The sequence below is a fragment of the Streptomyces sp. STAM6 genome, assembly GCF_054963715.1.
The window spans coordinates 83,780-96,350 of record NZ_JBUEFZ010000023.1 but is presented as its reverse complement, the minus strand read 5'-3'; the positions used below and the strand labels follow the sequence as shown (position 1 = coordinate 96,350).

The window sequence follows — 12,571 nt, the reverse complement described above, 5'->3', positions numbered from 1 at the left end:
CGCCGTGACGAACACCAGCGCGCGCGGGGCGGCGAGCCGGACCGGTCCCGAAGCCGGGACGGGGAGCCGGTCGCGGCCCCGCGCCGCCCTGCCCGCGCTGTGCGCCACGCAGATCACCGGCTGGGGGATCGTCTACTACGCGTTCCCCGTCCTCCTGCCCGGCATCACCGCCGACACCGGCTGGTCGGCCACCGCCGCCACCGCGGCGTTCTCCGCGGCCCTGCTCGTCTCCGCCGTCGCGGCGATCCCCATCGGCCGGATCCTGGACCGCCGTGGCCCGCGCGCCGTCATGACCACCGGCTCCCTGCTCGCGGTGGCGTCCCTGGCGGCGGTCGCCGCCGCCCCCGACCTCCGCCTGTTCACCGCTGCCTGGCTCCTCGCCGGCGTCTCGATGGCCGCCACCTTCTACCAGCCCGCCTTCGCCGCGGTCACCCGCTGGTGGGGCACCGACCGCGTCCGCGCCCTCACCGTCGTCACCCTCGCCGGGGGCCTGGCCAGCACCGTCTTCGCACCGCTGACCGCCTTGCTCGAAGCACACCTCGACTGGCGTGCCACCTACGCGGTCCTCGCCGCCGTCCTCGCCCTGATCACCGTCCCGGCCCACGCCCTGGCCCTGCGCGGTCCCTGGCCCCCGGCCCCGCCGGCCCCCGCCGCGCCCGGCCGCACACCGGTGGCACGCAGCCGCCCCTTCCTCCTGCTGGCCCTGGCCTTCACCCTCTCCGGCTTCGCCATGTACGGAGTCGTCATCGGGCTCGTACCCCTACTGACCTCACGCGGCATCGACACGACGACCGCGGCGTGGGCACTCGGGCTCGGCGGCGCGGGCCAGACCCTCGGCCGTACCCTCTACGCCACGCTGGCCCGCAGGACCGGAGTCACCACCCGCACCACCGTGCTGATCGCCGCGGGCGGAGCAACCACGGCCGCCCTCGCCCTCGTGACCGGCCCGGTGCCCCTGCTGGTCCTGCTCGCCGTCCTGGCCGGAGTCGTGCGCGGAAACCTCACCCTGCTCCATGCCACCGCCGTCGCCGACCGCTGGGGCACCGCCGCCTACGGTCGGCTGTCCGCGCTGCTCTCCGCCCCCGCGACCACGGCCGCCGCGCTCGCCCCCTGGGCCGGCGCCGCGCTCGCCGGACCCCTCGGAGGCCCCGACGGCGTGTTCCTCGCACTCGCCGTGGCTTCGGCGGTGGCCACCGGTCTCGCCCTCGGCACCGGACAGCGGGCGCCGGCCGGCGGCTAGGGCGTGTTGCGGAGGTCCCGTCCGGCCGGGGGCGCCCGGCACGCACGCTCGCGGCGTTGTCGATCGTCGGCGCGGCCCGCTGTGCTCTCTCCCCCTGCGCCTGGCGGAGGAGGTACCCCCCCCGCCGTGCGCTCGCACGCACCGGACGCCCCCGGCCCCGCCCCTCCGGGCGAACGACGCTGCTTTCGAAACACGCCCTACTAGGGGGCTCCGACCAGCAGAGTGGCCAGGCGCTCGAGCTGCTCCCGGTGGTCCGCCGGGCCGTCCCAGCCGGTCATCAGGAGGTGATGGACGGTTCCCACCAGGGCGAGCGCGACCGTGACGGTGTCGCTGTCCTCCGGGAGCCGGCCGAGCCGTTGCTCCGCCGCCAGATACGCCACGATCGCGTCCTGGACGGCGGTGAAACCCGGCGCTCCGGCGCGCAGCGCCCCGCGAATCCGCGACGAGGCGTCCGCGCGGGTCATGGCCAGGCCCACCATCGTGGGGTGCAAGGAGTTCACGAGCCCGAGGGCCACCGTGACGAGGTTCCCGGCCACGGTGTCCCGGCCCGCGCGTGCGGGCAGCCCGGACGCCTCGCGCGCGGTGCGCGCGAACCGGTCGAGGACCAGCTCGGCGACGAAGGCGTCGAGGCCGTCGAAATGCGTGTGCAGCACGCCCTTGGAGCAGCCCGCCTCCGTGGTGATCGCCCTGCTCGTCAGGCCCGCCGGGCCCTCCCGGGTGACGACCCGCTCGGCGGCGTCGAAAAGCCGCTCGCGAAGGTCGGGGATCGCTACTCCACGCGGTGACATAAAGGCCTCTCAGGGTTCTGGACACGCGGCCCACCACGGTACGGCGCCCGTCGGCGGCCGAAAGCCCATTGCCAAGTTTGGGCGCTCGCCCATAATGTTTGGGCATGTGCCCATACTGGTCCTCGGGCACACCACCCCAGCCATCCGGAGGTACGGAATGCCGAGCATCGTCAACACCGCGCAGGCGGAAGCGTGGAACGGCTACGAGGGCAGCCACTGGGCCCGGAACCAGGACCGCTGGGACGCCGTGAACGAGGGCTTCAACGACCCTCTCCTCGACGCCGCCGCGATCGGCGAGCACGACCACGTCCTCGACATCGGCTGCGGCGCCGGCCGCACGACCCGGCTGGCCGCAGGCCGGGCCCGGTACGGGCGGGCCGTGGGCGTCGACCTCTCCGGCCCCATGCTGGAGCGTGCCCGGCAGAGCGCACGGCGCGAGAACCTCGACAACGTCGCCTTCGAACAGGGGGACGCCCAGGTCCACCCCTTCGAACCGGGAGCCTTCGACGTCGCCGTCAGCCGCTTCGGCGTGATGTTCTTCGCCGACCCCGTCGCCGCCCAGACCCACATCCGAGAGGCCCTCCGCCCAGGCGGCCGGGCGGCGTTCGCCGTCGCCGCGGAGCCGGAGGGGAACGACTGGCTGCGGGTCCTCGCCGAGCTGCGCGACATCCTCCCCATCGGCGGATTCGGCGCCACCGGCGGCCCCGGCATGTTCTCCCTCGCGGACCGCGACACCCTGCACCATGTGCTGTCCGCCGCCGGATACGACGACATCCGGATCACGCACGTCGCGACGGACGGCACCTGGGGCGAGGACGCCGAGGACGCCGCCGGCTTCCTCCTCGCCTCCGGCCCCGGACGCCATCTGACCGGCCAGGTCCCCGAGGAGACGAGGGTGGCCGCCCGGCGGCGGCTCACGGCGGCCCTCCGCCCCTACGAGACCGGCGACGCGGTACGGCTGCGCAGTACCGCCTGGCTGGTCACCGCCCGCCGCCCGGAGCGCCCGGGCCCGGCGGCGGGGTGAGCAGCCGCTCGTGCTCGTCCGGAGACACCGGTTCACCCGAGGAGGGCAGGAGCTGCGGGATGCCGTCGACGATCGGATAGCGCCGCCGCATCCGGGGGTTGTAGAGCGCCTGCCCCGCGTCGACGAGGGTCAGCGGACCCTTGTCGAGCGGGCAGGCCAGGATCGCCAGCAGCACGGCGTCGTCGTTCATCGCACACTCCCTCGAGCGGTGGACGGGGTATCGGGGACGATGGGATCGGTGTGACGCGGCAGGGTCAGCAGCACCGACAGCGCGAGCACCGTGCCGCCCAGCCGCAGGACGAGCCGCACCGGGTCGTCGGGAAGCGGTTCGCCGAAGGCGAAGGTGCCGGTGGTGAGGGCGAAGACACACGTGACGGCCGTGCACACCGGCACGATCAGGGAGGCCCGGCAGCGCTGGAGCGCCGTCTGCGACAGCACCAGGCCCAGGCTCCCGGTGACGAGGAGGACGTACGGATAGGGGGAGGTGAACAACTCCAGCGCCGCGCCGCCCACGTCCCGCGTCGTCATATGGCCCGACACCCCCTTGATCGCGAGCGAACTCACCCCGTAGACCAGGCCGACCGCCACGCCGTAGGCGACCCCCGCGCTCGGCAGTCGGTGGCGCCGGCGCGCCCTCCGCTCCGCCGCGATGTGCAGGACGAGCCCCGCGGCGAGCGCCGGCAGACACAGGGCGAGCAGGACGGCCGTGGGCGCCTCCCGGCCGATCCGCTCGGCACCGCCCCGCAGCGAGCCCACCACCATCAGCAGGGACAGCCCGATCAGGACGACCCCACGGCGCTCCCGGCTCGTGATCCGCTCGCCGAGCACCGCCGAGGACAGCAGCAGGAGCAGCACCAGACCGGAGACGAACACGCCCTGCGCCACGGCGATCGGAAGCGTGCGGTACACGGCGAGCTGGGCCGCGAACCCCAGCCCGAGCGCCAGCGCGCCCGCGATCCACAGCGGGCTGCCGGCGAGCACCCGGACCACGGCGGCGGGACGGCCCGCGCTCAGCGGCGGCAGACCGGCCAGCGCCCGCTTCTCCAGCACGAACCCGGTGCTGAACAGCACGTTCGCCAGCAGACCCGCGGCCACTCCCCAGAGCACCGCGCTACACCTTCCGCGCGTGCACGAGGAGGATCGAGGCCAGCGACGGAACCGCGCACGCCAGCCGGTCCAGCGGACGCAGCGGACGCGGCACCCCGTGGAAGGGGGCACCGGCCACCGACACCACCTCGAAGCCCGAAGCGGCGACGAACTCCCGCAGCGCCCGGGCCGTGTACAACCGCAGATGGCCCACCACCTGGCTGCCCGGACGGCCGTGCACCCGGCGCAGACTGACCTCGGAGAACACCGGCTGTACCCCGGCCAGCAGCAGGGCACGGTTGTACCAGGCCGCCAGGTTCGGTGTGGAGAGCATCAGATGACCGCCCTTCCGCAGTACCCGCCGCAGCTCGTCCAGCGCCCCGTCGGGGTCGACGAGATGCTCGATCACCTCGCTGAACAGCACCGCGTCCGCCGTCCCGTCGGTGAACGGCAGCCCCTGGCCGGTCAGTTCGCCCCGCACGGCACCCGCCATCCGGGGCGCGGCACGGCGCAGCGCGTCCTGCGACCAGTCGACGCCGATGATCCGGTGGCCACCCAGCACACGGGCGGCGACGGCCGCGGCCGAGCCGTCACCGCACCCGACGTCGAGAACGGTCGCCGCACCGCCCGCCGCCGGGCCGAGCGCGCGGGCCAGCATCCTGGCCTGGCGGTGGCTGCGGTCCGGCCCCGAGGCGACGGGCACCGCGGGGTCCTCATAGAAGTCCCGCAGCCGGGGAACGGGCCCCCGCGGGGTCGGCGCGCCGCCCGGTTCGGCGCGGACAGGCGTTTCGGTCATGAGGCGCTCCGTCCCGTCACTGGTGGGCGGCTTCGGACACGGCGACCAGCGAATGTCCGAAGATACGGGCCAGTTCCGCCCCCGCGTCGTCGTCGAGCAGCGCCCGGGACCACCGCAGCGCCGCGTGGAGCCGCCCCCCGGTGGACGCCGTGTTCACGCTCAGCCCGCGGGGCATCCGGCCGGGGCCGGAGAACCACACCGCCCGGGCGCGCCCCGCGTCGCCGAAGTCCAACGGGTAGGGAACGCGGCCGAGGTTGCTCAGCAGCACGGTCGACGCCCAGGGCGCCGCGGCCCGCCGGGCGGTGCGGGCCAGTACGCCCCGCACTCCGACCGGCAGCACCGGAGCCGTCAGCAGACCGGCCGCCGCGCCGAGCGGAGCACGCCGGACTGCCTTGAGCAGCCGGGTGCGCTCCGCCGTCGTCCGCAGGAGCCCCGCCACGACCGCGGGGTCGGGCCGCTCCCGGCCGAGCGCGGCCCGGTCACGGCGTTGCTCGGGGGCGACGACGACCTCGACGAGCCGCGTTCCGTTGCCGAGCGGCATGTCCATCCCCCGGGGACGGTCGTCCACCGGCATCGTGACCCGGACCGGGCCGCCGCCGGGCCGCCCGTTCAGCAGATTCCAGCGGCTCACCGTCAGCGCGGTCGCGACCAGCAGCTGATCGTTGACCGTGCACCTCACCCCGCCGTGTCCGGGCCGCCCCGGCACCGCCCACTCGGCGAGGAACATCCCGTTCCCGGCCGTCCGCGCCGGCCCGGCAGCTCGCCGGGGGCGGCTCGCGCGGATGCGGGCGGGCCGTTCCCAGACCGCCCCTCGCCGAGGAGAAGCGGTGCCTCCGGCCCGCGCGGCGGAAGGCGAGGAGACCGCGGGGGCGTTGCCGGCGCCGCCGTACAACTCGGCCGTGGTCGCCAGCAGCCGCAGCGCCGACGGGGCGTCCAGCGCCGTGTGATGAACGGTGAGCAGCAGCACACACCGGGTGTCCCCGTCCATGACGACGACCTCCAGACGTGCCGGCGGCGAGAGCGAGAGCGGGGGACAGTGCTCCAGGGCGCGGGCACGGGCCCGGTCCAGGGCCGAGGCCCCCGGCGGCGGGAACGTCACCGGCTCGGTGTCCGGTACACCCGTCAGCTCCCACTCGTACGACCTCCGGTACCAGTGGGCGGGAGCCTGCCGTACCAGCGCCCTGGAGTGCCGCAGCAGGGCCCGTCCGAAGGCCTCCCGCAGCCGCACCGGGTCCGGCCTCCCGGGCAGGTGGACCTCCAGATGCACGGTCTCCGGCTCAGCCGCGCGCAGACAGTGCCGGGACACCTCGTCGACCGTCGGAAACGGGATGCGCGTCCCGGGCGGCGGGCCGGGAACCGGTCTGCCGGAAGGGCGGGCGGTCCGCGGGCCGTTCACCGCTCACCCCCGTGCCCGCCGGGCCCGTGACCCGGCCGCGCGGTTCCGGGAGGCGCCGACGCCTCCTCCCGGGGGACGGTTCCGCTCCCCGGGGCCTCCGTCCGCCGCAGCGTCACCACGGCCGCGGCCAGGGCGACCAGAGCGAGCGCCTGCGCGAACCCGTTGAACGCGCCGTGGCCCGCGGTGACCGGCGCACCGACACCGGTCGCGGCGACGACACCGGCGGCCGCCATGGCGGCGAACGCGAGCGGCACCAGCGCGCGCGGCCACAGCCGCGCGACCACCGCCAGGACCGGCACCACCAGGGCGACCGGTCCCGCGACCACGGCGACGACCGCCGTCAGCGCGACCGTTCCGACGACCACGCCCGGAGCCGGGGGCGCCGGCAACGCCCGCTCGCCGACGGCCGCGCGTCGGCTGCGGCCCACGAAGGCGAGCCCGGCCAGCGCCAGGAGCCCGGCGGCGCCGGCGGTCAGACCGGCCCAGTACAGCCGAGCCGGCTCGTACGTCAGCGTCACGGTCCCGGACGCACCGGCCGGAACGAGCCACCCCTGCTGCCAGCCGTCCAGCCGGACCGGGGTGAGTTCCTCCCCGTCCAGGGTGGCCTTCCAGCCGTCGTTGACGTTCTCGAACGTCCGCAGGTACGAGGCGCCACCGTCGCCCGCCGACACGGACACCTCGCGCCGGTCGCCGTCCCAGGCCCGCACGGTCGCCTCGCGACCGCCCGAACCGGAGGCTGCCGGGACCTCCCCGCTGGTGAGGGTGACGTCGGTGATGGCCAGCGGGCCGCTGTCGCCCGCCTCGACCCGGTGCTGCCCGGCGGCCAGCCGCAGACCGCCGTCCTTCGCCTCACCCGCGCACAACTCGACCTTCACCGGCCGGCGGTCGGTCAGATCGCGCACCAGCCCGGACACCCTGGTCGTGTGCAGGGTGCCGTCCACGGCCAGCGCCGGTCCCTGCCCGCACGGCACGGAGAACCGGGTACCGGGCGCGGGCCGCTTCACCCGCAGGTCGTCCAGTGCCGGGACGTACACCTCGCTCAGCCCGACCGGCAGTTGCAGGTCGGCGTCGGCCACCGGGTTGTGGACCGTCATGGGCGCGGCCCTGGTGACCGTGATGTCCAGCCGGTCGGTGGTGAGGGGCTCGAACCGGGCGAGACCGTTGCTGTCGACGTCGGCGGTGGCCGCCCCGTACGGCGAACTGATCTGCACCTGCTCGGGGCGGGTCGACAGACCGCCCGCCGCCGCGAGCACCACCGAGTCGACCGTGCGCCTGCCGGGCCAGCGCAGATGCACCACCGGCCGGCTCCCGGCGACCCAGGCCGTCGTCAGATCGCCGTCGACCAGGTTGCGGGCGCTCAGCGACGTCCCGCTGCGACTGGTGGAGCCGGCGGTCGCGGTGACCCTCTTGCGCTGCCCGGGCGCCACCCGGTCCAGCAGCCGGTCCAGGTCCTCGCCCGGTACCGGCAGGGCGCGGGCGGACACCCGGTGCTCGGCGGCCTCGTCGGTGTCGAACTGCCGGTGCAGGCCCACCTCGGCGGAGACCGGGGACAGCCCGCCCGGGTCGCTGCCCCGGTGCAGCGAGTACACCCGGGCCGGCGAGCGCGAGTCCCGCGCGTCCCGCGGCAGCGCCAGCAACCGGGTCACCTGCACACCGGGCACGCTCACCTCGGCGAACCCCACGCCCGACAGGCCCGGCCGGGCCTGCTGCGAACCGAGGATCCGCACCTCCAGCCACCGCGCCTGCCCCGCGGGGGCCCTGACCGTCTGCTCGGTGCCGTCCGGCCGCAGCGGACTGTCCACCTCGCCCCGGTCGGTCGCGATCCGCACCTGTGTGGGCGCGGCCCGCATCCCGTCCCCGGGCAGCGGGGTCAGCCGGATCGACGCGGGGACCTCGGTCGGCCCGGAGAACCGCACCCGCAGCCACTGTCCGACCGGTTCGCCCGCGGTGCCCTCGGTCCACGCGGTGTCCGGGTTCCCGTCGAAGGCGTTCACCGGGTCGTACTGCGGCAGGTGGAACAGCCAGTTGCCGCTGGTGGACGCGGTGACCTCGGCCGCGCCGCGCAGCACGGCCGTCGTCTGGTGCTCGGCCCCACGCGCGGGCAGGATCTGCCGGGGCCCCTCACCGGGGTCCTGCGCACTGCCCGGATGGTTCCGCTCGGTCGCGGTGTAGGTGAACGACGTCTGGGAGTTGACCAGCCCGAAACGGGTGTCCGCGCGGCGCAGCCCGTCGGCGACCGCGTGCACGACGGCGGTGTCCAGCCCGGGATGCCGGTCCGAGGCCAGCACCGCCGGGCGGCCGGCCGTCGCCGGATCCGCGGACAGCCGCAGCAGGGCCTCCGGCCCGCCGCTCACCACCACCGTGTCGTCGACGGCGTCCACGGCGACCCGGCCGGGCGCCTCGCGCTCCACGGGCCGGTAGATCTCCACCGCGCGGAGCCTCGGATACAGCGCCTGTACCTCGACGGGGGTGTTGTCGTGGATCCGGCCGCCGGTCACCAGCGGCCCGAACGCGGCGGCCCTGCGGTACCCGGACGACTCCAGGGTCCTGCGCACCGTCTGCGGCGGCACATAGCCGATCTGGTCCGGATCGAGGTCGTTGCGCACCACCACGTCGTGCAGCCCGGCCCGGGCCAGGAACGCGGACAGCCCCGGCACCTCGCCACCGGTCATCAGCGCCTGCTCCACCGCGTCCATCGCCCGGCGCGAACCCGCCGTGCCGAAGGGCACGAAGTCACGCTGGGCCCACGGCGTCCGGGCCAGCACGTCCAGCGGCTGGTCGATGGGCGAGCCCCAGGTGTAAAGGCCGTGCGCCGTCGCCGGCACCACCAGCGCACGGCTGTCACGGGCGTGCTCGTCGAGCCAGCCCGCGGCCTGCTTCCAGTGGGACGGCAGCGCGCCGAACCCGCCGGGCTGCAGAACGCTCCCGTTGACGTACGGCCAGGCGAGACCGGGCAGCACCAGGAGCGCCGCGAGCACCGGAACGAGCCGGCGGCGGTCGGCGGCACGGCGGCCTCGCGCACTCGGCCGGTCACCGCCGGCCGCGAAGACCGCCGTGACGTGCGCCAGGCCGACCGCCAGTGCCAGGGCGAGCCCCGGCTGGAACTTGTAGATGTTGCGGAACGGCCGCAGCGGACCGTCCAGCCAGTCCTGCACGGCGCCGTGGAACGGGCCGCCGAGGGCGCCTCGGTAGCCGGCGAGGGCGATCAGGGCGACGGCCAGCACGGTCAGCAGCAGCCAGCGCCGCTCGGGGACGTCCCGCCGGGCCAGTCCGGCGAGCCCCAGCGCGGCCGCGAACGCCGACCCGAGCACCGTGACCACGGAGGCCGCAACGGTCCAGCCGGCGGGCAGCCACGGCTCGCCGAAGTTGAGGTACGCCACCCAGTTGCCGGCACCGCGCAGCAGCTCCGTGGCGGACATGGTGGCGGTGGTCGTGTCGGCCTGTTCCACGTACGGCATGAAGTCCTCGCCGTACGCGCCGAGCAGCAGCAGCGGCACCACCCACCACAGGGTGGCGAGCAGTACGCCCGGGATCCACCAGCCCAGCAGCGCCCGCCGCCGGGGCCCGGCGGGCCGGGTGAGCAGATAGAGGCCCACGGGCAGCAGCGAAGCCAGTGTGGAGGCGGCGTTCACCCCGCCCATCAGCGGGATCAGCAGAGCCGACCGGGCCGCGGCGACCCGCGGCCGCAGCCCGGCCGAGGTCAGCGGCAGCAGCACCCAGGGAAGCATCGCACCGGGCAGCGCCGCCGCCGACGTGGAGCCGACGACGATGGTGAACGTCGGCCACAGGGCGTATCCCGCCGCACCGAGCAGCCTGGTCGCGGGCGTGCCCGCACCGAATCGTTCGGCGAGCCGCAGCGCGCCCCAGAAGGCGGTGGTGACCACCAGCGACAACCACAGCCGCTCGGCCAGCCACACCGGGACCTGCAACAGGTCCGTCAGGGCGTAGTAGGGCAGCATCGGGAAGGCGTAGCCCACGTACTGGTCCGCGATCGTGCCGAACCCGGCGCGGTCCTGCCACAGTTGACCCAGGTCGCCGATGAACCGCCACGGGTCGGCGGCCACGGCCAGCTTGGTCTCGAAGGTCATCCGGCCGGGGGACACGGCCAGGAAGGCGACGAGGACCGCGGCCCAGAACCAGAGCAGCGCCCGCCGCCCCTGCCGTGGCGGAGACGGGTCGGGGACCGGGGCCGGGGCGGACCGGGGGCCCCGCGGGGGAGCCTGCACCGTGCTGCTCATGACTGTCCCTCGCTTCGCTCGCTCATGGGCACCGCCGCAGGATCAGCAGGAGGTTCCAGGTGGCGATCTCCCTCAGCCCCGGCAGCCGGGTGATGGCGCCCGCGAACGACGGCCAGTACCGCGAACGGGCCGAGACCACCCGCACGTCGTCGCGGGCGCGTACCTGACGCAGGGTGGGGCCGATGTGGACGGGGAAGAGGTTCTCGCCGACGGTGTGCTTCGCGTCGCGGCCGGTGCGCCGGCGGTAGCGGGCGCGGGCCCGGTCCGCGCCGAGGTAGTGCCACGGCGCCGTCTCGTGACCGCCCCACGGCGAGAGCCAGTTGGTGAACGCCACGTAGATCAGCCCGCCCGGCCGGGTCACGCGCACCATCTCGCTGAGGAACGTCTGGGTGTCGGCGACGTGCTCCAGCACATTGGACGAGAAGCAGACGTCGACGGCCCCGTCGGCCAGCGGCAGCAGATAGCCGTCGGCGACCACGGCGCCCGCCGGTGGCCGGCCGCGGGCGGTCATCTCGCGCGGGTCCGGCTCGAACAGATAGCTGTGCGCGCCTCTGCGCCGGAACTCCTCGGCGAACCAGCCGCTGCCGCCGCCGACGTCCACGACGATCCGGCCGGGCAGGTCGATGTACTTCTCCACCTGGGCGACCGAGTCGCGGGCCAGCAGGCTGTAGCAGTGGTCGGGGTCGCTCTGCTCCCGCAGGAACGCCCGGAACAGGGTGAGCGATCTGCGCAGCGACGGGTCCTTCAGCGGCGGCGGCCCGGCCGGCGGTGACGGGTCCTTCAGCACGGTCCCCTCACCTGCCCGGTCCGGCGGCCGCCCGCGCCACGGCCTCGGCGGCGACGTCCCGGAAGGCGCGGACCGTGGCGCCCCACCGGTACCGCTCGGCGCGCGCGGCGGCCGCCCGCCCGAAGGCGGCCCTCCGCTCCCCGCTCAGCGCCAGGGTGCACCAGGCGGCGGCGAACGAGCTCTCGCCGCGGGCCAGCACTCCGGTCACCTCGTGCTCCACGGAGTCCCGCAGCCCGGGGATGTCGAAGCCGATCGCCGGGGTGCCGCGCGCCGCGGCCTCCGTCACCACCAGGCCCCAGCCCTCCACCAGCGAGGGGTGCAGCAACAGCCACGCCCGGCACAGCAGCCGGTGCTTCTCCGCCTCGTCCACCCTGCCGGTGAACACCACGTCCGGGCCGGCCGAAGCCTCCAGCCGGGAGCGCTCCGGGCCGTCGCCGACGATCACCAGACGGCCGCCGGTGACCGGGCGGACCCGCTCCCACAGCCGCAGCAGCAGATCGATCCGCTTGTACTCGACGAGCCGCCCGACCGCCACGAACAGCGGCTCGGGGGCCTCCGGGTACAGCGGTCCCGGCTCCTCGACACCGTTGTGCACCACCCGTATCCGGTCCGGGTCGACCCCGATCCCGAGCAGGGCGGACGCGGTGGAATCGGAGACGGCGACGAGCAGATTGCGGCGGTGGGCGCCGGCCAGCGCCCAGTGCTCCAGCCGCCGGCCGAGGCGGGCGGCCGGCCCGGGACAGCGCATGCCCCACAGATCGGTGTGCACGTGGTTGACCAGACACACGGTCGGCCCGCGGTGCCACAGCGGCGCCAGGTAGGGCATGCCGTTGCAGACCTCCACCAGCAGATCGCAGTCACCGACCCTCCGGCCGAGGGTGCGCCTGGCGCGCAGGAAGTGGCCGGCGTCGCCGCCCGCGGACACGACGCGGTAGTCGCGTGCGGCGGCCGGTCCGCCGCACACCAGGGTGACGTCGTGGCCGGCGGCGGTCAGACCGTCGGCGACGCGGTCGATGAGCAGTTCCGAACCGCCCGCGGCCGGATTGGCGAGATCGCGGCGGGCCAGGAAGACGATCCGGTGGGGCGCCGGCCCGGACCGGAGCGGAGCGCGGGGAGGAGCGGGGACGGGGGGTGACGTGCGTGCGGCACGGGGCTGGGCCGGTACGAGGCCCACCGAGGGGAGAACCGGGGGCCGTACGTGCTGGGGCATGGGTGC

General features: G+C 75.4%; 10 protein-coding genes. 2 read left to right on the top strand and 8 right to left on the bottom strand.

Annotated elements, in window-relative coordinates:
- Positions 1–4 precede the first annotated feature (4 nt).
- Complete coding sequence (locus tag ACY34K_RS23925) at positions 5–1,240, top strand: MFS transporter (protein ID WP_462750448.1); 1,236 nt, start codon at positions 5–7, stop codon at positions 1,238–1,240.
- A 200-nt stretch (positions 1,241–1,440) separates the two neighbouring features.
- Here ACY34K_RS23925 and ACY34K_RS23920 read toward each other — a convergent pair whose 3' ends face one another.
- Positions 1,441–2,028, bottom strand: coding sequence for a TetR/AcrR family transcriptional regulator (locus ACY34K_RS23920; RefSeq protein WP_462750446.1), 588 nt, complete (start codon positions 2,026–2,028; stop codon positions 1,441–1,443).
- A gap of 157 nt (positions 2,029–2,185) precedes the next feature.
- On the opposite strand from ACY34K_RS23920, the gene ACY34K_RS23915 reads away from it, so the two are divergent.
- Complete coding sequence (locus tag ACY34K_RS23915; protein WP_462750444.1) at positions 2,186–3,052, top strand: class I SAM-dependent methyltransferase; 867 nt, start codon at positions 2,186–2,188, stop codon at positions 3,050–3,052.
- On the opposite strand, the gene ACY34K_RS23910 is transcribed toward ACY34K_RS23915, so the two are convergent.
- From ACY34K_RS23910 to ACY34K_RS23880, 7 genes are all read right to left on the bottom strand, one after another.
- Positions 3,009–3,242, bottom strand: a complete 234-nt coding sequence (locus ACY34K_RS23910; protein WP_462750442.1) for a Trm112 family protein — start codon at positions 3,240–3,242, stop codon at positions 3,009–3,011. The genes ACY34K_RS23915 and ACY34K_RS23910 overlap by 44 nt on opposite strands.
- A complete protein-coding gene (locus ACY34K_RS23905; RefSeq protein WP_462750440.1) occupies positions 3,239–4,159 on the bottom strand; it encodes a DMT family transporter in 921 nt (306 codons plus the stop codon). Before ACY34K_RS23905 ends, ACY34K_RS23910 begins: the two co-directional genes overlap by 4 nt.
- A gap of 4 nt (positions 4,160–4,163) precedes the next feature.
- On the bottom strand, positions 4,164–4,934 hold the full coding sequence (locus ACY34K_RS23900; RefSeq protein ID WP_462750438.1) for a class I SAM-dependent methyltransferase: 771 nt from the start codon (positions 4,932–4,934) through the stop codon (positions 4,164–4,166).
- 16 nt (positions 4,935–4,950) lie between these two features.
- Positions 4,951–6,240: a condensation protein gene (locus ACY34K_RS23895; protein WP_462750436.1), complete on the bottom strand. Its 1,290-nt coding sequence runs from the start codon at positions 6,238–6,240 to the stop codon at positions 4,951–4,953.
- 86 nt (positions 6,241–6,326) lie between these two features.
- A complete protein-coding gene (locus ACY34K_RS23890; protein ID WP_462750434.1) occupies positions 6,327–10,568 on the bottom strand; it encodes an alpha-(1->3)-arabinofuranosyltransferase domain-containing protein in 4,242 nt (1,413 codons plus the stop codon).
- A gap of 22 nt (positions 10,569–10,590) precedes the next feature.
- Positions 10,591–11,316: a class I SAM-dependent methyltransferase gene (locus tag ACY34K_RS23885; protein ID WP_462750494.1), complete on the bottom strand. Its 726-nt coding sequence runs from the start codon at positions 11,314–11,316 to the stop codon at positions 10,591–10,593.
- A gap of 46 nt (positions 11,317–11,362) precedes the next feature.
- Positions 11,363–12,565 carry a glycosyltransferase family 4 protein gene (locus tag ACY34K_RS23880; RefSeq protein WP_462750432.1) on the bottom strand — a complete coding sequence of 401 codons (1,203 nt, stop codon included), beginning with the start codon at positions 12,563–12,565 and terminating at the stop codon, positions 11,363–11,365.
- Between the last annotated feature and the right edge of the window lie 6 nt (positions 12,566–12,571).